Here is a 22,385-nt window from a genome sequence, read left to right on the forward strand (position 1 = left end):
CCTGGCCCTGGTCGAGCAGCTTGCGGAACATCTCGACGCCCGTGCAGGTCGTCTTGGTGGTCGGACGGATGCCGACGATCTCCAGCTCCTCGCCGACCTTGACCACGCCGCGCTCGACGCGGCCGGTCACCACCGTGCCACGGCCCGAGATCGAGAACACGTCCTCGATCGGCATCAGGAACGGCTTGTCGAGCGGACGCACCGGCGTCGGGATGTAGGCATCGACCGCAGCCATCAGTTCGCGGATGGCGTCCTCGCCGATCTTCTTGTCGGAATCTTCAAGTGCGGCAAGCGCCGAACCCTTGACGATCGGAATGTCGTCGCCGGGGAACTCGTTCTTGGTCAAAAGCTCACGCACCTCGAGCTCAACCAGCTCGAGCAGCTCGGCGTCGTCGACCTGGTCGACCTTGTTCAAGAACACCACGATCGAGGGCACGCCGACCTGGCGGGCCAAAAGGATGTGCTCGCGGGTCTGCGGCATCGGGCCGTCGGCGGCCGACACCACCAGGATCGCGCCGTCCATCTGCGCGGCACCGGTGATCATGTTCTTCACATAGTCGGCGTGGCCGGGGCAGTCGACATGGGCATAGTGGCGGTTGGCGGTCTCGTATTCGACGTGCGCCGTCGAAATGGTGATGCCGCGCGCCTTCTCTTCGGGCGCCGCATCGATCTGGTCGTAGCGCTTGTATTCGCCAAAATACTTGGTGATCGCCGCCGTCAGCGACGTCTTGCCATGGTCGACGTGACCAATCGTGCCAATGTTCACATGAGGCTTAGTGCGCTCGAATTTACCTTTTGCCATGTGATCTCTCCATTCCTGCCAGCCCGTGCGGGCCTTGAATTAAGTTACTGATGCAACTCGTTTCGAGTTACGCGTATTTCTTCTGGACTTCCTGGGCGACCGCGGTCGGGACCGGCTCGTAGTGGTCGAACTGCATCGTGTAGGCCGCGCGGCCCTGGCTCATCGAGCGAAGGTTGTCCACGTATTTGAACATGTTGGCGAGCGGCACCATCGCGTTGATGACCACAGCCACGCCACGGGCTTCCTGGCCCTGGATCTGGCCGCGACGGCCGTTCAGGTCGCCGATAACGCTGCCGACGTAATCTTCCGGCGTCACCACTTCGACCTTCATGATCGGCTCGAGCAACTGCACGCCAAGCTTGGGGGCTGCTTCACGGAAGCAGGCGCGGCCGGCGATTTCGAAGGCCAGAACCGACGAGTCCACGTCGTGGTAGGCGCCATCGATCAGCGTCGCCTTGACGCCGATCATCGGGAAGCCGGCGAACGGGCCCGAGGTCATGACGCTGTTGATGCCCTTTTCGACACCGGGGATGTATTCCTTCGGCACAGCGCCGCCGACGATCTTGGTTTCGAACTCGAATTCGCTGCTTTCCGGATTCGGCTCGAACAGTATCTTGACGCGGGCGAACTGGCCGGTACCGCCGGTCTGCTTCTTGTGCGTGTAGTCCTGCTCGTGCTTGCGGGTGATCGTCTCGCGGTAGGCCACCTGCGGCGCGCCGACATTGGCCTCGACCTTGAACTCGCGGCGCATGCGGTCGACGATGATGTCGAGGTGAAGCTCGCCCATGCCGGAAATGATCGTCTGGCCCGATTCCTCGTCGGTCTTGACGCGGAAGGACGGATCCTCGGCGGCCAGGCGGTGAAGGGCGAGACCCATCTTTTCCTGGTCGTTCTTGGTCTTCGGCTCGATGGCGATCTGGATGACCGGATCGGGGAATTCCATGCGCTCGAGGATGACCGGATGCAGCGGATCACTGAGCGTGTCGCCGGTGGTGGTGTCCTTGAGACCAGCGAGGGCGACGATGTCGCCGGCAAACGCCTCTTCCACGTCGGCGCGCGAATTCGCATGCATCTGCAACATGCGGCCGATGCGCTCTTTCTTGCCCTTCACGGTGTTGTCGACCGAGATGCCCTTGGTGAGCTTGCCCGAATAGATGCGGGCAAAGGTGAGCGAACCGACGAACGGGTCGTTCATGATCTTGAAGGCAAGCATCGACAGCGGCTCGTTGTCGTCTGCATGACGCTCGATCTCGGCGTCGGTCTTGGCGTCGACGCCCTTGATGGCCGGGACATCGGCCGGCGACGGCAGATATTCGACGACGGCGTCGAGCAGCGGCTGCACGCCCTTGTTCTTGAAGGCCGAGCCGCAGAACATCGGATAGAACTTCACCGCGATCGTGCCCTTGCGGATGAGCGCACGGATCTCGTCGTTGCTCGGCATCTTGCCTTCGAGGTAATTCTCGAGCGCCGTCTCGTCCATTTCGACGGCGGCCTCGATCATCTTCTCGCGGTATTCTTCGGCACGAGCCTTGAGGTCGGCAGGGATCTCGACGATGTCCCAGGCAGCGCCCAGCGTCTCGTCGCGCCAGACCAGCGCGTTCATCTCGACGAGGTCGACGACACCCTTGAACTCGGTCTCGGCGCCGATCGGCAGCTGCATGACGACGGCATGCGCACCTAGGCGCGAACCGATCATCTCGACCGAGCGGTAAAAGTCGGCGCCGATCTTGTCCATCTTGTTGCAGAAGATCATGCGCGGCACGCGGTACTTGTCAGCCTGACGCCAGACGGTTTCCGTCTGCGGCTCGACACCGGCATTGGCGTCGAGCAGCGCGATGGCGCCGTCAAGCACGCGCAGCGAACGCTCGACCTCAATGGTGAAGTCGACGTGGCCGGGGGTGTCGATGATGTTGAAGCGGTGCATCTTGCCGTCGCGACCCTTCCAGAAGGTCGTGGTCGCGGCGGACGTGATGGTAATGCCGCGCTCCTGCTCCTGCTCCATCCAATCCATGGTGGCAGCGCCGTCGTGGACTTCCCCGATCTTGTGCGACTTGCCCGTGTAATAGAGGACGCGCTCGGTGGTCGTCGTCTTGCCGGCGTCGATATGCGCCATGATACCGAAATTGCGGTAGTCTTCGATTTTATATTCGCGGGCCATGGGAGGTGCCTCTTCAGTCTCGTTCGCGCTTTACCAGCGGTAGTGCGCGAAAGCGCGGTTGGCTTCTGCCATCTTGTGGGTGTCTTCACGCTTCTTGACGGCGGTGCCGCGGTTGTTGGCCGCATCCATCAGCTCGCCGGAGAGGCGGTCGACCATAGTGGTCTCGTTGCGGTTGCGGGCGGCGGCGATCAGCCAGCGGATGGCCAATGCCTGACGGCGCTCGGGGCGCACGTCGACCGGAACCTGGTAGGTGGCGCCGCCGACGCGGCGCGAACGCACTTCCACATGCGGCGCGACATTGTCGAGCGCCTGATGGAAGACGGTGACCGGCTCCTGCTTGGTCTTGGACTGAACCTGGTCGAGCGCGCCGTAGACGATGGTCTCGGCAACCGACTTCTTGCCGTCATACATGACGGCGTTCATGAACTTGGTGACGATCAGATCGCCGAACTTCGGGTCCGGATTGATCTCACGCTTTTCTGCACTGTGACGACGGGACATTTTTTCTCTGCCTCAATTCTACGCGGTGGCCTGGATCCCGGATCGTCGCTTGACGCCGCCCGGAACGACCTTGGCTACGCTTCGGTCACTTCGGACGCTTGGCGCCGTATTTCGAACGGCGCTGCTTGCGGTTCTTCACGCCTTGCGTGTCGAGCACGCCGCGGATGATGTGGTAACGGACGCCCGGAAGATCCTTGACGCGACCGCCGCGGATCATCACCACCGAGTGCTCCTGAAGGTTGTGGCCTTCGCCGGGGATGTAACCGATCACCTCAAAACCATTGGTCAGGCGGATCTTGGCCACCTTGCGCAGCGCCGAGTTCGGCTTCTTCGGCGTCGTGGTGTAGACGCGCGTGCAGACGCCCCGCTTCTGCGGGTTCTGCTGCATGGCCGGGACCTTGTTGCGCTTCACCGGCGCAATGCGCGGCTTGCGGATCAGCTGGTTGACGGTAGGCATTAAACCCTCTTGTCTCTCAATTCCGTGTCTCGCCCGGTCAGGGCCGCTCAAAGCGTCATTTCCATACGCAAATTCGGGCCACAAACCGCGCCTCGCGGTCTTGCCCGAACAAATGGCAGAGGAAGCGGAAGCCGCTTCATGCACGCCGGAAATGTCTTTTCGCTCGTAAAACGAACCCTGTTTGAGGCAAACTCCAAAGCGTGTCGCTTCGGAAGCAAGAGCCTCACATCGGTTCTGACTGGGCGGCTTCTACTCGTATGACCACTGTCCGTCAACCCCGGAGCGGCAAATATTGCGCTGAACCCGAGGCGTGGCAGCCATGCGAAAAGCGCATGTAATTTTCTTGCGCCGTTTTTCAAGAGGAAGCCAGAAAGTGACCGGCTTGCGGCTGTTTCCAGGCCGTGCTTCGTGCGAAAAGGCGGCATGAGCAGCCCAAACCCCCTCGCCCGGAGGTACGAACCCGTGAATGACAATGAGGAGCGCCCGGTCACCATTATTACCGGCCGGGTGTGGAAGCGCAAAGGCGGCAAGCCGGAAGGCGTGCATGTGATGCTGGTCGCGCCGGACGACGATTCGGCGGTGCGCCGCGCTCTCGAATCGCTTGCCGCCGAAGGTTATGCCGAGGCCGAGCTCGATCAGATCGGCGACATGGACGGCGTGCCGGACGAGGAGCCGCATCTGTCCGCCTATCAGGGCGCGCTCGAAGGCGAAGTGTCGATCGTGACGTTCGATGTGCCGATCTGAAGAGATCTGAATCGCGGTCGATCTCACGGGCCGGCGACAAAGCCCGGCGACTTGCCCGGCACAAGTTCTCTGCTAAGAAGCGACCTCTGGCAAAACCAAGCACACTCAACCTGCGGAGCTCCCATGTCCTCTAATCCCATCAAGCTCGGCATCGTCGGCGTGGGGAAGATCGTCCGTGACCAGCATCTGCCGGCGCTGGCGAAGGACCAGGATTATCGCCTGGTTGCTGCAGCGAGCCGGCATGGCAAAGTGGAGGACATCCCGAACTTCCCGACGATCGAGGCGATGCTCGACGCAACGCCAGAGCTCAAGGCGGTGTCGCTGTGCATGCCGCCGCAGTTTCGTTACGACGCCGCGCGCTTGGCGCTCACGGCGAAAAAGCATGTCTTCCTGGAAAAGCCGCCCGGCGCCACGGTCAGCGAGGTCGAAGACCTGAAGACGCTGGCGACAGCGAACGGCGTCTGCCTGTTCGCCAGCTGGCACTCGCGCTATGCGCCAGCTGTCGAAGCTGCGCGCGCATTCCTTGGATCGACAACTATCAGGTCGGCCGCTATCAACTGGAAGGAAGACGTGCGCCGCTGGCATCCGAACCAGGAGTGGATCTGGGCTCCCGGCGGTTTTGGCGTCTTCGATCCCGGCATCAACGGGCTGTCGATCGCTACCCACATCCTGCCGCCGATGTTTATCAGCTCGGCAGAACTCGATTTCCCCGAAAACCGCGCGGCCCCGATCGCCGCCCATATCGCTTTCCGCACTTCGAACGGTCTGCCGGTGACGATGGAACTCGACTGGCGTCAGACCGGCCCGCAAAGCTGGGACATCCTGGCCGATACCGAGGCCGGATCGATGGTGCTTTCTGGCGGCGGCTCAAAGCTCGCCATCGATGGCCGCGTCGTTCACGAGGAGCCGGAAGCCGAATATCCGATGCTCTACAAGCGCTTCGCCGAGATCGTGCGCGCCGGCACCTCCGACGTCGATCTCGCGCCCCTGCAGCACGTCGCCGACGCCTTCATGCTGGGCAAGCGCAATGTGGTGGAAGCTTTTTTCGATTGACGAGTGGGCGCCGGCCGGATCGCAGGTCTGGTCGGCGCACCGCACAAAATCAATTGACGATCGCTATTGCAAAGCCGTCATAGCCCTTGGCGCCAACAGTCTGGATCGCGGTGCCTTCCAGACGCTTGTCGCTGCCGATGAACGAGAACGCCGCGCGTGCCCCTTCGACATTGGCGTCGCGACCATCTTCATTCACCACCGCGCCGTCACGGATGACATTGTCGCAGACGATGACGGTCCCCGGCCTCGAAAGACGCATGGCCCAGGACAGATAGTGCGGGTTGTTCGGCTTGTCGGCGTCGATGAAGATAAAGTCGAACGGCCCGGCATTCTCGGCGCCTAAGGCCGCAAGCGATTGAAGCGCCGGTCCGACCCGCAGTTCCACACGGTCAGACACCCCTGCCCGTTCAAAGTTCGACCGCGCGACACTGGCGTGGTGCGGATCAAGCTCGAGCGTCACGACCTTGCCGTCCATCGGCAATGCTCGCGCCATCCAGATTGTTGAGTAGCCGCCCAATGTGCCGATTTCGAGTACCTTCTTTGCTCCCTGCATTCGCGCAAGAAGTGAGAGCAGCTTGCCTTGTGCCGGGGAAACGTCGATAGGCGGCAGGCCCTGATCATGGTTGGCCGCCAGAACGGCATCAAGAGCGGGATCCGCCTCGAAAAGAGCTTCGACAATGTAGTCGTCGACAGAAGCCCAAATCTTCCTGCTCATCGTTTCTTCTCCGATCCGATTGAGGAACCAAAAATGCGAAAAGGGGCCACTTAGGCCCCTTTTCTATCTTCTCTTGCTTGCGCGCTTACTGCGCCGCGTTAACCATGTCGGTCAGCATCGGCTCGGCGACCTCGACGCCGGACGCCTTGCGGCGCTCGTCGATGATCAACTCGTCGCGCGAGGTGGCGATGCGCCGGATCTGGCTCATCGTACCGCCGGTACCGGCCGGGATCAGCCGGCCGACGATGACGTTTTCCTTCAGCCCCTGCAGCATGTCGGTCTTGCCCGCAACCGCAGCTTCGGTCAGCACCCTCGTCGTCTCCTGGAAGGAGGCGGCGGAGATGAAGGACGGCGTCTGCAGCGAGGCCTTGGTGATGCCAAGCAGCACCGGCTGGCCTTCGGCCGGCTTCTTGCCTTCCTCGACCAGGCGCTCATTGACCTCTTCCAGCTCAATCACGTCGACGTGGTCGCCCGGAATGTAGGTCGAATCGCCCTGCGTGGTGATCTCGACCTTCTGCAGCATCTGGCGAACGATCACCTCGATGTGCTTGTCGTTGATCGACACGCCCTGCAGTCGGTAGACCTCCTGGATTTCGTTGACGAGGTAGGAGGCAAGCGCCTCCACGCCCTTGATCGCCAGGATGTCGTGCGGCGCCGGATTGCCGTCGAGGATGTAGTCGCCCTTCTCGATGACGTCGCCGTCCTGGAGATGGAACGGCTTGCCCTTCGGGATCAGGTATTCGACCGGCTCAAGCGTCGAGTCATGCGGCTCGATGATGATGCGGCGCTTGTTCTTGTAGTCGCGGCCGAAGCGGATCGTGCCATCGATCTCGGCGATGATGGCGTGATCCTTCGGACGGCGTGCCTCGAACAGTTCGGCCACACGCGGCAGACCGCCGGTGATGTCCTTGGTCTTGGCGCTTTCCATCGGGATACGCGCCAGCACGTCGCCGGGGCGAACCTGTGCGCCCGGCTCGACCGAAAGAATGGCCTCGACCGAGAGCAGGAAGCGGGCGTCGCCGCCCTTCGACAGCTTGCCGACCTTGCCCTTGGCATCCTGGACGACGATCGCCGGCTTGAGGTCGTTGCCGCGTGGCGTCGAACGCCAGTCGATGACCTCGCGTTTGGTGATGCCGGTCGATTCGTCGGCGGTTTCCTGAACGGAAATGCCATCGACCAGATCCTCGAACGCTACCCTGCCCTCGATTTCGGTGAGGACCGGGCGGGTATAGGGATCCCACTCGGCAATGCGCTGGCCGCGCTTCACCTTGTCGCCATCGTCGACGAAGATACGCGAACCGTAGGTGACGCGGTGCGTGGCGCGTTCCTTGCCGGCCTCGTCGAGGATCAGCACCGCCATGTTGCGGCCCATGACCATCAGCTGGCCGTCGGAGTTGCGCACCACGTTGCGGTTGCGGATCTCGACCTTGCCCTCATAGGAGGCTTCAAGGAACGAGGAATCCACCACCTGCGCCGTGCCGCCCATGTGGAAGGTACGCATGGTGAGCTGGGTGCCCGGCTCGCCGATCGACTGCGCCGCGATGACGCCGACAGCTTCGCCCTGGTTGACGGGAGTGCCGCGGGCCAGATCGCGTCCGTAGCAGACCGCGCAGACGCCGACCCTGACCTCGCAGGTCAGCGCCGAACGGATGCGAACCGACTGCACGCCGGCCTTTTCGATCAGTTCCACGTCACGCTCGTCCATCAGCGTTCCGGCCTTGACCAGAACCTCGCCGGTGACCGGGTGGGTGATGTCGTCGAGCGAGGTGCGGCCGAGAACGCGCTGACCAACCGAAGCGACGACCTGACCGGCATCGACGATCGGCTGCATGGTGAGGCCCTTGTCGGTGCCGCAGTCGAGCGAATTGACGATGCAGTCCTGCGCCACGTCGACAAGACGACGCGTCAGGTAACCCGAGTTCGCCGTCTTCAAGGCGGTGTCGGCCAGCCCCTTGCGGGCGCCGTGGGTCGAGTTGAAGTACTCGAGCACGGTGAGGCCTTCCTTGAAGTTCGAGATGATCGGCGTCTCGATGATTTCACCGCTAGGCTTGGCCATCAGGCCGCGCATGCCGGCGAGCTGGCGCATCTGGGTGGGCGAGCCGCGCGCACCGGAGTGCGACATCATGTAGATCGAGTTCATCGGCTTCTGACGGCCGTTGTCCTCGAACTCGACCGCCTTGATGCGGGCCATCATTTCGTCGGCGACCTTTTCCGAGCACTTGGCCCAGGCGTCGACGACCTTGTTGTACTTCTCGCCCTGGGTGATCAGGCCGTCATTGTACTGCTGCTCGTATTCCTTGGCCAAAGCCTCGGTGTCGGAGACCAGCTTGATCTTGGCGTCCGGGATCAGCATGTCGTCCTTGCCGAACGAAATGCCGGCACGGCAGGCGTGGCTGAAGCCGAGAGCCATGATGCGATCGCAGAAAATGACCGTCTCCTTCTGACCGCAATGGCGGTAGACGGTGTCGATCATCTTGGAGATGTTCTTCTTGGTCATCTCCTGGTTGGCGGTCTCGTAGGGCACGTTGTGATTCTTCGGCAGCAGCTCGCCGATGATCATGCGGCCAGGCGTGGTGTCGTAGATCTTCGACACGACCTTGCCGTCGGCGTCGACCGTGCGGAAGCGCCCCTTGATCTTGGCATGCAGCGTCACCGCCTTGGTCTCGAGCGCGTGCTGGAGTTCGCCCATGTCGGCAAACACCATGCCCTCGCCCGGCTCGTTCTGGTTGACGATCGAGAGATAGTAGAGACCGAGAACCATGTCCTGCGACGGCACGATGATCGGCGCACCGGAAGCCGGGTGCAGGATGTTGTTGGTCGACATCATCAGCACGCGGGCTTCGAGCTGCGCTTCCAGCGACAGCGGCACGTGGACCGCCATCTGGTCGCCGTCGAAGTCGGCGTTGAAGGCCGTGCAGACCAGCGGGTGAAGCTGGATCGCCTTGCCTTCGATCAGGATCGGCTCGAACGCCTGGATACCGAGGCGGTGCAGCGTCGGTGCGCGGTTCAAAAGCACCGGATGCTCGCGGATGACCTCGTCGAGGATATCCCAGACCTCCGGACGCTCCTTCTCGACCAGCTTCTTCGCCTGCTTGACGGTCGAGGAGTAACCCTTGGCGTCGAGACGGGCGTAGATGAAGGGCTTGAACAGCTCGAGCGCCATCTTCTTCGGCAGGCCGCACTGGTGCAGCTTGAGCTCCGGACCGGTGACGATGACCGAGCGGCCGGAATAGTCGACGCGCTTGCCGAGCAGGTTCTGGCGGAACCGGCCCTGCTTGCCCTTCAGCATGTCGGACAGCGACTTCAGCGGACGCTTGTTGGCGCCGGTGATGACGCGGCCACGGCGGCCATTGTCGAACAGCGCATCGACGGCTTCCTGCAGCATGCGCTTTTCATTGCGCACGATGATGCCGGGCGCGCGCAGCTCGATCAGCCGCTTCAAGCGGTTGTTGCGGTTGATGACGCGGCGATAGAGGTCGTTCAGATCCGACGTGGCGAAACGGCCACCGTCCAGCGGGACAAGCGGACGCAGGTCCGGCGGGATCACCGGAACCACCTTCATGATCATCCATTCCGGACGGTTGCCGGACTCCATGAAGTTCTCGACGACCTTGAGCCGCTTCAGGTACTTCTTATGCTTGAGCTCGGAGGTGGTCGAAGCCAGTTCCGAGCGCAGATCGCCGGCGATCTTCTCGAGGTCCATGCCGGCCAGCAGGTCGTGGATCGCCTCGGCGCCGATCATGGCGGTGAACGAATCCTCGCCATACTCGTCGACGGCCATCATGTACTCTTCCTCGCTGAGCAGCTGGTGCTCCTTCAGCGCGGTGAGGCCGGGTTCGGTAACGATGTAGTTCTCGAAGTAGAGGACCCGCTCGATGTCCTTCAGCGTCATGTCGAGCAGCGTGCCGATGCGCGACGGCAGCGACTTCAGGAACCAGATGTGGGCGACCGGTGCCGCCAGCTCGATATGGCCCATGCGCTCGCGGCGGACGCGCGACAGCGTCACTTCGACGCCGCACTTCTCGCAGATGACGCCCTTGTATTTCATGCGCTTGTACTTGCCGCACAGGCACTCATAGTCCTTGATCGGGCCAAAAATGCGCGCGCAGAACAGGCCGTCACGCTCCGGCTTGAAGGTGCGGTAGTTGATGGTCTCCGGCTTCTTGATCTCGCCGAACGACCAGGACAGAATCTTCTCAGGGCTGGCAAGCGAGATCCGGATGGAATCGAACACCTGCGCAGGCGCCTGGGGATTGAAGAGATTCATGACCTCTTGGTTCATGCCGTTCTCCTTTTCGGGGTCCTCGAAAACCCCTTGCATCTAGCGCGGGCCAAACGCCCGCCGACTTGATCGGCCATCGGCCGAGAATTTGGTGCGTCCGGTCGCGGGAAGACCGCGGCCGGACGTCTTGCTTACTCGGCCGCGTCGGGCAGCCGGATCGGGTTGTCGTCGAGCTTGGTGTTCTCCAGCTCGACATTGAGGCCGAGAGACCGCATTTCCTTGACGAGAACGTTGAAGCTCTCGGGAATGCCGGCCTCGAATGTGTCGTCGCCTCTGACGATCGCCTCGTAGACCTTGGTGCGGCCGGCGACGTCATCCGACTTCACCGTCAGCATCTCCTGCAGCGTGTAGGCGGCGCCGTATGCTTCGAGCGCCCAGACCTCCATCTCGCCGAAGCGCTGGCCACCGAACTGCGCCTTGCCGCCCAGCGGCTGCTGGGTAACGAGCGAGTACGGCCCGATCGAACGCGCGTGGATCTTGTCGTCCACAAGGTGGTGAAGCTTGAGCATATATATATAGCCCATCGTCACTTTGCGATCGAACGGCTCGCCGGTGCGCCCGTCATAGAGCTGCGACTGACCGCTGGTGTGCAGGCCCGCCTGCTCCAGCATGATGTTGATGTCGGCCTCGTGCGCGCCGTCGAACACCGGTGTCGCGATGGAGACGCCGCGGCGCATCTGCTCGCTGAGGCGAACGATGCTCTCGTCGTCATATTCGCGGACCGGCTCGTTGCGGTCGTTGGAAGGCATGAAGCTCTCGAGCGTCTTGCGCAGCGGCTTGATGTCGCCCGCCGTCTTGTACGCGTCGATCAGATCGCCGATCTTCCTGCCCATTCCGGCGCAAGCCCAGCCCAGATGCGTTTCCAGGATCTGGCCGACATTCATGCGGCTCGGCACACCCAGCGGGTTGAGCACGATGTCGGCATGCGTGCCGTCCTCGAGGAAAGGCATATCCTCGACCGGAACGATCCGCGACACGACACCCTTGTTGCCGTGCCGGCCGGCCATCTTGTCGCCGGGCTGCATCTTGCGCTTCACGGCCACGAAGACCTTGACCATCTTCATGACGCCCGGAGGCATTTCGTCGCCGCGCTGCACCTTCTCGACCTTGTCCATGAAGCGCTGCTCGAGCGCCTTCTTGGAATCGTCGTACTGGCCACGCAGGGCTTCCAGTTCGCTCTGGAGCTTTTCGTTCTCCACGGCAAACTGCCACCACTGCGAACGCGGATACTCGTCGAGCGTGTCCTTCGACAGCTTCGAGCCCTTCTTGAAGCCCTTCGGCCCGGCAATCGCTTCCTTGCCGACGAGAACGTCGGAAAGACGCGAATAGACGTTGCGGTCGAGGATCGCCTGCTCGTCGTCGCGGTCCTTGGCGAGGCGTTCGATCTCCTCGCGCTCGATCGCCATGGCGCGCTCGTCCTTCTCGACGCCGTGGCGGTTGAAGACACGCACTTCGACGACGGTGCCGAAGGTTCCCGGAGGCATGCGCATCGAGGTGTCGCGCACGTCCGAGGCCTTTTCACCGAAGATGGCGCGCAGCAGCTTTTCTTCCGGCGTCATCGGGCTTTCGCCCTTCGGCGTGATCTTGCCGACCAGGATGTCGCCCGGCTGCACTTCCGCACCGATGTAGACGATGCCGGCCTCATCGAGGTTCTTCAGCGCTTCTTCCGAGACGTTGGGAATGTCGCGCGTGATCTCCTCCGGCCCCAGCTTGGTGTCGCGGGCCATGACTTCGAACTCCTCGATGTGGATCGAGGTGAAGACGTCGTCGGCGACGATGCGCTCGGACAGGAGGATGGAATCCTCGTAGTTGTAGCCGTTCCACGGCATGAACGCGACCAGCACGTTACGGCCGAGGGCCAGATCGCCGAGCTCGGTCGACGGGCCGTCGGCGATGATGTCGCCCTTGTTGACCCGGTCGCCCATGCGCACCAGCGGACGCTGGTTGATGCAGGTGTTCTGGTTCGAACGCTGGAACTTCATCAGCCGGTAGATGTCGACGCCGGACTTGCCGGGATCGAGATCTTCCGTGGCGCGGATGACGATACGCGTCGCGTCCACCTGGTCGACGATGCCGCCGCGGCGGGCGCCGATGGCGGCGCCCGAGTCACGGGCGACGATCGGCTCCATGCCGGTGCCGACGAACGGCGCTTCGGCGCGCACCAGCGGCACGGCCTGACGCTGCATGTTCGAGCCCATCAGCGCACGGTTGGCGTCATCGTTCTCGAGGAACGGGATCAGGGCCGCGGCCACCGACACCATCTGCTTCGGCGACACATCCATCAGATCAACGTTTTCGCGCGGCGCCATCATCACTTCGCCGGCGTTGCGGCAAATGACGAATTCGTCGACGAAATGACCATTCTTGTCGAGCTCGGCATTGGCCTGCGCGACGTGGTGCTTGGCCTCTTCCATAGCCGAGAGGTAAACGACCTCATTGGTCAGCTTGCCGTTGACGATCTTGCGGTACGGGCTCTCGATGAAGCCGTATTTGTTGACGCGCGCGAAGGTCGCAAGCGAGTTGATCAGGCCGATGTTCGGGCCTTCCGGCGTCTCGATCGGGCAGATGCGGCCGTAATGCGTCGGGTGCACGTCGCGCACTTCGAAACCGGCACGCTCGCGGGTCAGACCGCCCGGTCCAAGCGCCGAAAGACGGCGCTTGTGGGTGATCTCCGAAAGCGGGTTGGTCTGATCCATAAACTGCGACAGCTGCGAGGAACCGAAGAACTCGCGCACGGCGGCAGCCGCCGGCTTGGCGTTGATCAGGTCCTGCGGCATCACCGTGTCGATCTCGATCGAGGACATGCGTTCCTTGATCGCGCGCTCCATGCGCAGCAGGCCGACGCGGTACTGGTTCTCCATCAGCTCGCCGACCGAGCGCACGCGGCGATTGCCGAGATTGTCGATGTCGTCGATCTCGCCCTTGCCGTCGCGCAGTTCGACCAGCGTCTTGACCACGGCCAGGATGTCGTCCTTGCGCAGCACGCGCACGGTGTCCTCGGCCTTGAGCTCGAGGCGCATGTTCATCTTGACGCGGCCGACGGCCGAAAGATCATAGCGCTCGCTGTCGAAGAACAGCGAGTTGAACATGGCTTCGGCGGTCTCGAGCGTCGGCGGCTCGCCGGGGCGCATGACGCGGTAGATGTCGAACAGTGCGTCCTGGCGGCTCTCGTTCTTGTCGACGTTGAGCGTGTTGCGGATGTAGGCGCCGACGTTGACGTGGTCGATGTCGAGGACCTTGATCTCATCGTCACCGGTGCCAAGCAGCACTTTCAGCGTCTTTTCGTCGATCTCGTCACCGGCTTCGAGGAAGATCTCGCCGGTCGCGTAGTTGACAATATCCTCGGCAAGGTAGTTGCCGAGCAGATCCTCGTCGGTCGCCTTGATCGCCTTGAGACCCTTTTCGCCAAGTGCCCTGGCCTGGCGGGCGGTGATCTTCTTGCCGGCCTCGACGACGACTTCGCCGGTGTCGGCGTCGACCAGGTCACCAACGGCCTTGAGGCCGCGGAAACGCTCGACGTTGAACGGGATGCGCCAATGGTCGCCGGCGCGCTTGTAGGTGATCTTGTTGTAGAAGGTCGACAGGATCTCTTCGCCGTCCATGCCGAGCGCCATCAGCAGCGACGTCACCGGAATCTTGCGGCGGCGATCGATGCGGGCATGCACGACGTCCTTGCTATCGAACTCGATGTCGAGCCACGAACCGCGATAGGGAATGACGCGCGCGGCAAACAGAAGCTTGCCGGACGAGTGCGACTTGCCCTTGTCATGGTCGAAGAAGACGCCTGGCGAACGGTGCATCTGCGAGACGATGACGCGCTCGGTGCCGTTGACGATGAAGGTGCCGTTCAAGGTCATGAGCGGCATGTCGCCCATGTAGACGTCCTGCTCCTTGATGTCCTTGATCGACTTGGCGCCGGTATCCTCGTCGATATCGAACACGATGAGGCGCAGCGTCACCTTGAGCGGCGCCGCATAGGTCAGGTCGCGCTGCCGGCATTCGTCAACGTCGAATTTCGGTCCCTCGAACTCATACTTCACGAATTCCAGCATCGAGGAGCCGGAAAAATCGGAAATTGGGAAGACCGACTTGAAAACTGCTTGCAGTCCCTCGTCAGGACGCCCACCCTTGGGCTCCTCCACCATCAGGAACTGGTCATAGGATGCCTTCTGAACCTCGATCAGGTTCGGCATCTCCGCAACTTCCGGGATCTTTCCGAAAAACTTGCGTACGCGTCTGCGGCCATTGAAAGTCTGGGTCTGGGCCATCGTCGCTCCTTAGCTCAATTCTCGGGACGAGCCTCGCCGCGGCTCGCCTTGCATCTCGGGCCACCTTGGCGGCCCTGTCTTGTTGCCCGCCGCCTGTCGGCGGCTTCTTGTCTTTTCACCCGCCGCCAATTGGCGGCGGGCCAGAAACGGGAGAAAACCCGTTTCCTGAAGGCCGGTTTGCGGCCCTCAGGAAAGAGGTTTTCGCACTCTTCGCGTTACGCAGCCTCCCTTCGACGCGAAAGGAGTGGCGGGCGGCGCGCCCCCCGCCGCCCGGACTCAACCCTTAATTAAGTTAGACCATGGCGCCCGCTGCATACAGCAGGGGCATGAACATTTACGCGTCGGCCTTGGAAACGGCTTCCTTGACCGGCTTCGGAGCCGCCTCGACCAGGTCCTTGGCTTCCTTGAGGCCAAGACCGGTGATGGCGCGAACTTCCTTGATGACGTTGATCTTCTGAGCGCCTGCCTCGGTGAGGACGACGTCGAATTCCGTCTTTTCCTCGACCGGAGCAGCAGCGGCCGCAGCGCCGCCGGCAGCGGCAACCGCCACCGGAGCAGCGGCGGAAACGCCCCACTTTTCTTCAAGAAGCTTCGACAGCTCGGCCGCCTCGAGGACGGTTAGCTTCGAAAGGTCGTCTACGATCTTTGCCAGATCAGCCATTGCAATGTTCCTTCATAAGGTTCGAACGTGTGTTTGTGATAGCGAGGAACGGCCTCATGCCGCCTCGTCCTTCCGGGCGTAAGCGCCGATGACGCGCGCGACCGAAGCCGCAGGCGCATTGACGATCTGGGCGATCCGGGTTGCCGGCGTGGCGATCATGCCAACCAGCCTGGCGCGCAGCTCATCGAGCGACGGAAGTGTGGCGAGTGCCTTCACACCGTCGGCATTGAGCGAGGTGGTACCCATTGCGCCGCCGAGAATGACGAGCTTGTCATTTCCCTTGGCGAAATCGGACGCGACCTTCGGCGCCGCAATCGGATCCTCCGAATAGGCGATCAGCGTCTGTCCCTTGAACAGCTCGATGATCGATGCGGAGTCCGTGCCCTGAAGAGCGATTTTGGCGAGACGGTTCTTCGCGACTTTGACGGTGCCACCGGCGGCGCGCATTTTCGACCGAAGGTCGTTCATTTGCGCGACGGTGATACCGGCGTAGTGGGCCACGACGACTGAACCAGCGCTTGAAAACGCATCATTCAGGCCCGTGACGAGTTCGCGTTTTTCCGCTCTGTCCACTGCCTATCTCCAGTTGACCCCTGCCCTCTACGAAGGACAGGCGTCGGGTTGCCTTTTTGCCGGCCGGGCCATCCAGTAACGGATCTCCCGAACGACGCTCGAGGATCCTGCCCCCTTTCGCCACACCTGCCGGCAAGCCGGACGGTGCGCAGACAAAAGGCAAACACGGTTCGAACCTTTCATTGGAGCTTTCGCTCCTTTGTCCCGGTCTTCACCCGTCTCATGCAGGCCCGCATGAATTAAGGCCCACATCACCTAAGGCTTGGGGGCCGCCTGCAATCTCGGACAGGATGTCCGGAAGCCTTTCGACTTCCGGTACCGGGCCGCCGACAGGTCGGAGGCCCGGAATTCTTTCACGGATCAGCGTTTTAGCGGCCGATCCAATTGTTCGTATCAGGACGCTGCGAGCGTCGAGACGTCGAGCTTGAGGCCCGGGCCCATCGTCGAGGTGACCGACACCTTCTTGACGTAGTTGCCCTTGGCACCAGCCGGCTTTGCCCTGGTCACCGCGTCAGCGAAGGCGCGGACGTTTTCTTCCAGCGCCTTGACGTCGAACGAGACCTTGCCGACGCCGGCGTGAACGATGCCGGCCTTCTCGACGCGGAACTCGACGGCGCCGCCCTTCGATGCCTTGACGGCGGCGGTAACGTCGGTGGTTACGGTGCCGACCTTCGGGTTCGGCATCATGCCGCGCGGACCGAGCACCTTGCCGAGACGGCCGACCAGCGGCATCATGTCCGGCGTGGCGATGCAGCGGTCGAAGTCGATCGTGCCCTTCTGGACGATGTCGACCAGATCCTCGGCTCCGACGATGTCGGCGCCGGCGGCCTTGGCCTCCTCGGCCTTGTCGCCACGCGCGAACACGGCGACGCGAACGCTGCGGCCGGTGCCGTTCGGCAGATTGACCACGCCGCGGACCATCTGGTCGGCATGGCGCGGGTCGACGCCGAGGTTCATCGCGACTTCGATCGTCTCGTCGAACTTCACCGAGGAGCGATCCTTGAGCAGCTTCAGCGCCTCACCCAAAGCATAAGCCTTGTTGGGATCGATGCCTTCGCGGGTCTTCGATACACGCTTTGCAATCTTTGCCATGATCTCAGCCCACCACTTCCAGACCCATCGAGCGGGCGGAGCCCTCGACCATGCGCATGGCCGCCTCGACGTCGTTTGCGTTCAGATCCTTCATCTTCTGCTCGGCGATGGCGCGCACCTTGTCGCGGCCGATCGTGCCGGCCTTGACCTTGCCCGGCTCCTTCGAGCCCGACTTCAGGTTCGCAGCCTTCTTCAGGAAGTAGCTCACCGGCGGCGTCTTCATGACGAAGGTGAACGACTTGTCCTGGTAGTAGGTGATGACGACCGGAACCGGCGAGCCCTTTTCCATTTCCTGGGTCTGCGCGTTGAACGCCTTGCAGAACTCCATGATGTTGATGCCACGCTGACCAAGCGCCGGGCCGATCGGGGGCGACGGCGTGGCCGATCCCGCGGAAACCTGGAGCTTGAGCTGGCCTGCAATTTTCTTAGCCATCTCTCTTCCTGCCTTTTCTCATGCCGGTCTTGCCGGCGGTTGCAGTCTGGTGGTGCGGTCCGCGCGGCCGGCTAAAGCCGCATTCGCCTCCCACCCGTTTTTGGCCGCGCGATCTCCGCGCCGCCTTCCCTGCCGCCGAAACCGGTGCAGGGATTTCGGATCAGCCCTTCTCGACCTGTCCGAATTCCAGATCGACCGGCACAGCGCGCCCGAAGATCGAAACTTCCACCTTGAGCCGCGCCCGCTCCTCGTCCACTTCCTGGACGAAACCGTTAAAGGACGCGAATGGTCCATCCGAAACGCGGATCGCTTCGCCGATCTCGAACGTCACCGACGGCTTCGGCCGCTCGACGCCCTCCTGAACCTGGTTCAGGATACGCTGGGCCTCGGCTTCGGTGATCGGCACCGGCTTGGAGTCGCCCAGGAAACCGGTGACCTTCGGCGTGTTCTTGACGAGCGAAAACACGGCGTCGGTCAGATTGGCTTTCAGCAGCACATAGCCCGGAAAGAACTTGCGCTCGGCATCGACCTTGCGGCCGCGGCGGATCTCGACGACCTTCTCGGTCGGCACCACGATCTGCTCGATGTCGGCGGACAGGCCCTTCTGCTTGGCCTTGTTCTCGATGTCCTCGGCGACCTTCTTTTCAAAGTTCGAGTAGGCGTGGACGATGTACCACCGCGCGGTCATTTCAAGACTTCTCCGTAATCGCCGGACTTACTGTCCGAGGCCGAGGATTTTTTCGACCGCAAAGCCCATGGCCACGTCTGCGGTAAAGAAAAAGATCATCGCGATGACCGCGAACACAAGGACCATCACCGTCGAGATCATCGTTTCGCGCCGCGACGGCCAAGTGACCTTGGCGGTCTCCGCGCGAACCTGCTGGAGAAAGGTGAAAGGATTTGTGGTTTTCGAAGCCATATGCCGCTCTGTCTGCAAGACCCGTTGGCCGGGTCTCCTGGATGATCCCGCTGGCCGGGACGTGCCGCTTGAGCGTGCGTTCGCGCCGAATCAGCGCAATCATTTCGCCCATGCAAATCAGACGCGTAAAGCCGGCTTCCCAGCTCCACGCGTCGCGTGTCTGTCTCGTCTACATAAAACCGATTCTTGATCCACGCAAGTGGCAAGTGTCCGCTTTATGGCCAAACGCCGCCTCGGAACCATCCAGTCGTCCCGTCCCGGCTATGCGGCCCTTATGCCGCAACTTGTGCTATATGGCAAGTCACAAGCCGATTCTCAAAGGCCGCACTGCAAAAGAATCGTTTTTAGGTATCCATTCAAAGAATGGCACGGGCAGCAGGGCTCGAACCTACGACCTGCGGTTTTGGAGACCGCCGCTCTACCAACTGAGCTATGCCCGTATGCGCATGTCGGCGCAACAGGCGCTTCCTAAAAGCTTCCGCGCGCTCTGTAAAGAGCGACGTGCGCTACCCGGCCTTCATCTTCGAAAGTCCAGGCGTCCTCCCGGCCATTTCCCGTCGATCCGTTGATTGCTGACGATCAAGCCGACCCAGGGACGCACGATTTCCGGGTCGGTCAGATTGATGTATTTTCCCACCAGCCCTTTCGCACCCTGGCGCCGGGCATCGATGAGCCCCTTGCGCACGCCATTATGCCAATCGAACAGCAGGTAAACTCTCTCTCCCGCCGTCTTCACCTCGCCCCAGCCAGACTTCCATTTATCCTTGCTGTCGCCTGGAATCGTGGGATCGGCACCGCCGTTCCAACGGCTGGACCAGCTGCCTTCGATGGTGTCGTTGCGGTCGCGGTCGCTTTCGGTGCCCCAGGCCTCGGCATTTTCATCGCTTGGAGTTCCCTCCAGTTTCGCGCCGGCGGCGAACGCCGACACCTCCTCGTCGTCGGGAGTGGGGACGTCCATGACGCCAAACGGATTTCGGATTCCACTGTCAGAATTTGCTTTGCTGTCCGATCCCATCGCAGGCCTCCGGTTTTTCAGCGCGGCCCCCGCCAGCCACGGCGGCCTCAAACCGTTCCAGCCTGGCGGACCGAACCATTCACCGCCACCCATTTCCCGCAAATCGGGTCCTGGCGGCAGGGTTTTCGACCGATTCGCGCCCCGGTCAGTCTCCCGAAGGCGCCTTGTAGGGGCCGCCCGGCACCCCCCAACCCCAGGCCGGCATTGGTTCGCTCTCGGGATCGCAGGTCGGGCCCTTGTTGGAATTCATCTTGGCCAGCCGCGATCCCCATTCAAGATAGCCCATGAAGGCCGAGCGGAATTCGGGATCGTCAGGCAACCCGATCTCGTCGGCGGCGTCGGCGAGAAGGTTGATCCAGCGCCGGCGCTGCTCCTCGGTCAGATGCTTGCCGAGATGGTGCATCACCATCTCGCGATGGCCGCCGTGCTTTTCGCTGTAGGTTTTCGGTCCACCAAAAACTTCGCCGATGAAAGCCGCGACGTGAGCGGGATGATCCGGCGACATGTGTTTGAACACCGGACCGACTATGGGGTCCCGAGAGACGTTGTCGTAGAAGGTTTGGGTCAGGCGGTTCAGCGCTTCGGAGCCACCAGCCCATTCGAACAATGTCGGGACATCCTGGCTCATTCGTGTTTCCCCCATGCTGGTCTTCGCTGGACGATAGCGGAAACACCGAGCGCCGCTCAACCTGCCTCGATGGGCAGTCGGCCGCAATGCCCGCGTTACGATTTGACCGGCGTGCTGGCCTGAGCCTTGGCGCCCGAGGCTTCGCGGCAGTTTTCCGGCCGTGGCTCCGATCTGCAGATGCCGGGGCCTGTCAATTCGTCTGCCGATTGATGCCCGGTTATCAGCCCGTATTTCAGCATCCTGTCGAGTTCGAGCTGCCGTTCGACTGAATACAGCTGAATTGCGGTAAACAGACCGGGGCCGATGGCCATGTCCTCGAGATAGGCCTTGACCTTTTGCTCCTGCCCTACCGAATGCACGCTCAACTGTGCACGCGGGCCGACCAGGCGTTTGACACCGCCGGCGAGCATGATCGGACAGGCCGAGCCGCAACCGCCGCCGGCATCGACCGTCAGCCCGTTGTAGACGCCGTCTTCGGCCGTGCAGTCGGCCTGCCGCGGCTCGCAGCCAATGAAATCCGTCCGCGCCACAGCGACGTCGAGCTTGCGTTCGCGGATCAGCCTTCCGGCCGCCAAAGCACCGAGCACATCACCACCCGGCGAGTTGATAACGATGGGCAGGCGCCGGTCGCCGACGCTGTCAAGCAGTTGGCGCAATTTTTCGGGCGTGTCAGCGGTAATCGCGCCTTCCGCCGAGATCCATTCCGGGCAGTTGGGATTGCACAGCGGATTGCTGCCGCGAACCACAACGAAGCGCATCTCCGGCGCCCCATTCCCTGGCGCTGCCTCGACCGGCTGGGTAGGTGCCGCCTTCGCCGGCTGAGAAAGTGGGACTTGAGCCGGTTGAGAAGGTCTGGCCTTCGCATCGATCGCTGCCACCTCGGCCGGCTTGGCATTCGCAGGGATTTCCTTGCAGTTCGCCGGCGCCGGGCTCCGCCGGCATATGGCTGCTTCCGTCAGGATGTCGACGGACTCGAGGCTGGTGACGAGCTTCATCGCCAGCATATCTCCCGGCTTGATCTGCCTTATATCGCTGGCTGGCGTTGCCTTCATGATATCCAGCACGCCCTTATCAATACCCATCTCCTTCAGATAGGCCGATAGCCGCCTCTCCAGCGGCTTGTTCATCTCGTAGGTCTTGTAGCTGCCGGCGTCTCTTCGGCTGACGATCCGGGTGCTGAGGATCTTTTTCTTGCCCTTCACCATGCGATAGGTGGTGCGGTACAGCAGTTTCGTCCGGATGTAGGTCGTGGTGATCTGATGGACGCCGAGAAAGGCCCATTCCCCGACCACGCGCCGGATGCCACCGGAAAACATCAACGGACAGGCGGAATTACAGATGGCGCCGTTGGCATAGGCATCGCCGAAATAACGGGCGCCCTTGCCGTCGTTTTCCTTGCAGTTCTTCATATCTGGCAGACAGCCGACGAAGCCGGTTTTACCGACGGCGATATCGAGCTTGTTCTTGCGGATCAGGCGGCCAAGTGTCAGCGCAGCTTCGACATTGCCGCCGGGGGAATCGACGACGATCGGCAGCTTTCGGCCGCCAAGCGCTTTCAGCGCGCGTTTGAACAGGGCCGGCGTGCCGGCTTCTATCGAGCCTTCCGCCGATATCCATTCCGGACAGGTCGGCTCGCAGCCCGGCGCGCTGCTGCGCACGACGACGAACCGCATCGTCGGGCCGAAATCCGGCGCGGATTTTTCCGGCGTGGATTTCTTTGCATCCGCTGCGAAGGCAGCGTGGCCCATGGCAAGCAACGACACCAGGCAGATCAGCCCTAGCGACCACCATGCCTGACTATGCAAACGGCGCCATGGAACCATTCGGGCAGCCCCCTCGATGCAACCTATACTAGTTATGGCAGAGGCGCTTGCAACAGGATTTGAAGCAATGCGGTTAATCCATTGCCAGAATATCAGAATCAAAAAGGGCGGCCCGAAGACCGCCCCTTTGCATCCGATCTCAACCGGCAGCGCCGGCGATTACTCTTTGATGGTGACGACGATGCCGGCACCGACGGTGCGGCCGCCTTCACGGATGGCGAAGCGCAGCTTCTCTTCCATGGCGATCGGCACGATCAGCTC

At 62.1% G+C, this 22,385-nt stretch carries 19 protein-coding genes and 1 tRNA gene; 2 read left to right on the forward strand and 18 right to left on the reverse strand.

The window, feature by feature from the left end; genetic code table 11:
• The 4 genes from NKI25_RS33510 to rpsL all read right to left on the reverse strand — a co-directional run.
• On the reverse strand, nucleotides 1-802 hold an 802-nt coding region (locus NKI25_RS33510), incomplete at its 3' end, for an elongation factor Tu (RefSeq protein WP_353000630.1).
• Between the two features lie 67 nt (nucleotides 803-869).
• Nucleotides 870-2,960 carry an elongation factor G gene (gene fusA / locus NKI25_RS33515; RefSeq protein WP_023680448.1) on the reverse strand — a complete coding sequence of 697 codons (2,091 nt, stop codon included), beginning with the start codon at nucleotides 2,958-2,960 and terminating at the stop codon, nucleotides 870-872.
• A 30-nt stretch (nucleotides 2,961-2,990) separates the two neighbouring features.
• Nucleotides 2,991-3,461, reverse strand: a complete 471-nt coding sequence (rpsG, locus tag NKI25_RS33520) for a 30S ribosomal protein S7 (RefSeq protein WP_008875664.1) — start codon at nucleotides 3,459-3,461, stop codon at nucleotides 2,991-2,993.
• A gap of 85 nt (nucleotides 3,462-3,546) precedes the next feature.
• Entirely contained in the window at nucleotides 3,547-3,918 is a 372-nt protein-coding gene (gene rpsL / locus NKI25_RS33525) for a 30S ribosomal protein S12 (protein WP_006333356.1), read from the reverse strand.
• 462 nt (nucleotides 3,919-4,380) lie between these two features.
• Here rpsL and NKI25_RS33530 point away from each other — a divergent pair, with 462 nt between their 5' ends.
• Together NKI25_RS33530 and NKI25_RS33535 are read left to right on the forward strand one after the other, a co-directional pair.
• Complete coding sequence (locus NKI25_RS33530; protein WP_023680447.1) at nucleotides 4,381-4,662, forward strand: transcriptional regulator; 282 nt, start codon at nucleotides 4,381-4,383, stop codon at nucleotides 4,660-4,662.
• A gap of 123 nt (nucleotides 4,663-4,785) precedes the next feature.
• Nucleotides 4,786-5,715 (forward strand): Gfo/Idh/MocA family protein, encoded by a 930-nt coding sequence (locus NKI25_RS33535; protein WP_023680446.1) that lies wholly within the window; start codon nucleotides 4,786-4,788, stop codon nucleotides 5,713-5,715.
• A gap of 49 nt (nucleotides 5,716-5,764) precedes the next feature.
• On the opposite strand, the gene NKI25_RS33540 is transcribed toward NKI25_RS33535, so the two are convergent.
• From NKI25_RS33540 to NKI25_RS33605, 14 genes are all read right to left on the reverse strand, one after another.
• Nucleotides 5,765-6,430 carry an O-methyltransferase gene (locus NKI25_RS33540; protein ID WP_023680445.1) on the reverse strand — a complete coding sequence of 222 codons (666 nt, stop codon included), beginning with the start codon at nucleotides 6,428-6,430 and terminating at the stop codon, nucleotides 5,765-5,767.
• A gap of 85 nt (nucleotides 6,431-6,515) precedes the next feature.
• Nucleotides 6,516-10,712, reverse strand: coding sequence for a DNA-directed RNA polymerase subunit beta' (rpoC, locus tag NKI25_RS33545; protein WP_352474775.1), 4,197 nt, complete (start codon nucleotides 10,710-10,712; stop codon nucleotides 6,516-6,518).
• Nucleotides 10,713-10,843: 131 nt separating this feature from the next.
• Nucleotides 10,844-14,980, reverse strand: coding sequence for a DNA-directed RNA polymerase subunit beta (gene rpoB / locus NKI25_RS33550; RefSeq protein WP_023680443.1), 4,137 nt, complete (start codon nucleotides 14,978-14,980; stop codon nucleotides 10,844-10,846).
• 334 nt (nucleotides 14,981-15,314) lie between these two features.
• Nucleotides 15,315-15,641: a 50S ribosomal protein L7/L12 gene (gene rplL / locus NKI25_RS33555; RefSeq protein ID WP_353000633.1), complete on the reverse strand. Its 327-nt coding sequence runs from the start codon at nucleotides 15,639-15,641 to the stop codon at nucleotides 15,315-15,317.
• 54 nt (nucleotides 15,642-15,695) lie between these two features.
• A complete protein-coding gene (rplJ, locus tag NKI25_RS33560) occupies nucleotides 15,696-16,214 on the reverse strand; it encodes a 50S ribosomal protein L10 (RefSeq protein WP_008875657.1) in 519 nt (172 codons plus the stop codon).
• 393 nt (nucleotides 16,215-16,607) lie between these two features.
• Nucleotides 16,608-17,306, reverse strand: a complete 699-nt coding sequence (gene rplA / locus NKI25_RS33565; protein ID WP_023680441.1) for a 50S ribosomal protein L1 — start codon at nucleotides 17,304-17,306, stop codon at nucleotides 16,608-16,610.
• Nucleotides 17,307-17,310: 4 nt separating this feature from the next.
• The gene (gene rplK, locus NKI25_RS33570; protein WP_023680440.1) at nucleotides 17,311-17,739 is read right to left on the reverse strand and encodes a 50S ribosomal protein L11; all 429 of its coding nucleotides are present in this window, start codon (nucleotides 17,737-17,739) and stop codon (nucleotides 17,311-17,313) included.
• Nucleotides 17,740-17,899: 160 nt separating this feature from the next.
• On the reverse strand, nucleotides 17,900-18,427 hold the full coding sequence (gene nusG, locus NKI25_RS33575) for a transcription termination/antitermination protein NusG (protein WP_006333333.1): 528 nt from the start codon (nucleotides 18,425-18,427) through the stop codon (nucleotides 17,900-17,902).
• Between the two features lie 27 nt (nucleotides 18,428-18,454).
• Nucleotides 18,455-18,658, reverse strand: a complete 204-nt coding sequence (secE, locus tag NKI25_RS33580) for a preprotein translocase subunit SecE (protein WP_023680439.1) — start codon at nucleotides 18,656-18,658, stop codon at nucleotides 18,455-18,457.
• A gap of 364 nt (nucleotides 18,659-19,022) precedes the next feature.
• Nucleotides 19,023-19,098 (reverse strand) — tRNA-Trp (locus NKI25_RS33585).
• 77 nt (nucleotides 19,099-19,175) lie between these two features.
• On the reverse strand, nucleotides 19,176-19,673 hold the full coding sequence (locus NKI25_RS33590) for a hypothetical protein (RefSeq protein WP_352596099.1): 498 nt from the start codon (nucleotides 19,671-19,673) through the stop codon (nucleotides 19,176-19,178).
• 145 nt (nucleotides 19,674-19,818) lie between these two features.
• Nucleotides 19,819-20,301, reverse strand: coding sequence for a group II truncated hemoglobin (locus NKI25_RS33595; RefSeq protein WP_352596102.1), 483 nt, complete (start codon nucleotides 20,299-20,301; stop codon nucleotides 19,819-19,821).
• 95 nt (nucleotides 20,302-20,396) lie between these two features.
• Complete coding sequence (locus NKI25_RS33600) at nucleotides 20,397-22,124, reverse strand: COG3904 family protein (RefSeq protein ID WP_352789673.1); 1,728 nt, start codon at nucleotides 22,122-22,124, stop codon at nucleotides 20,397-20,399.
• Nucleotides 22,125-22,283: 159 nt separating this feature from the next.
• Nucleotides 22,284-22,385 (reverse strand): EF-Tu C-terminal domain-related protein (locus tag NKI25_RS33605; RefSeq protein WP_152536282.1); only part of this gene is annotated, 102 nt, incomplete at its 5' end.

Source organism: Mesorhizobium sp. M0808 (genome assembly GCF_040320025.1).
In the GTDB taxonomy this organism is placed as follows: Bacteria; Pseudomonadota; Alphaproteobacteria; order Rhizobiales; family Rhizobiaceae; genus Mesorhizobium.

Coding starts and splice junctions, on each gene's coding strand:
- fusA (WP_023680448.1), bottom strand. CDS start 2,960: ATGGCCCGCGAATATAAAATCGAAGACTACCGCAATTTCGGTATCATG.
- rpsG (WP_008875664.1), bottom strand. CDS start 3,461: ATGTCCCGTCGTCACAGTGCAGAAAAGCGTGAGATCAATCCGGACCCG.
- rpsL (WP_006333356.1), bottom strand. CDS start 3,918: ATGCCTACCGTCAACCAGCTGATCCGCAAGCCGCGCATTGCGCCGGTG.
- NKI25_RS33535 (WP_023680446.1), top strand. CDS start 4,786: ATGTCCTCTAATCCCATCAAGCTCGGCATCGTCGGCGTGGGGAAGATC.
- NKI25_RS33540 (WP_023680445.1), bottom strand. CDS start 6,430: ATGAGCAGGAAGATTTGGGCTTCTGTCGACGACTACATTGTCGAAGCT.
- rpoC (WP_352474775.1), bottom strand. CDS start 10,712: ATGAACCAAGAGGTCATGAATCTCTTCAATCCCCAGGCGCCTGCGCAG.
- rpoB (WP_023680443.1), bottom strand. CDS start 14,980: ATGGCCCAGACCCAGACTTTCAATGGCCGCAGACGCGTACGCAAGTTT.
- rplL (WP_353000633.1), bottom strand. CDS start 15,641: ATGGCTGATCTGGCAAAGATCGTAGACGACCTTTCGAAGCTAACCGTC.
- rplA (WP_023680441.1), bottom strand. CDS start 17,306: ATGGCAAAGATTGCAAAGCGTGTATCGAAGACCCGCGAAGGCATCGAT.
- rplK (WP_023680440.1), bottom strand. CDS start 17,739: ATGGCTAAGAAAATTGCAGGCCAGCTCAAGCTCCAGGTTTCCGCGGGA.
- nusG (WP_006333333.1), bottom strand. CDS start 18,427: ATGACCGCGCGGTGGTACATCGTCCACGCCTACTCGAACTTTGAAAAG.
- secE (WP_023680439.1), bottom strand. CDS start 18,658: ATGGCTTCGAAAACCACAAATCCTTTCACCTTTCTCCAGCAGGTTCGC.
- NKI25_RS33590 (WP_352596099.1), bottom strand. CDS start 19,673: ATGGGATCGGACAGCAAAGCAAATTCTGACAGTGGAATCCGAAATCCG.
- NKI25_RS33595 (WP_352596102.1), bottom strand. CDS start 20,301: ATGAGCCAGGATGTCCCGACATTGTTCGAATGGGCTGGTGGCTCCGAA.
- NKI25_RS33600 (WP_352789673.1), bottom strand. CDS start 22,124: ATGGTTCCATGGCGCCGTTTGCATAGTCAGGCATGGTGGTCGCTAGGG.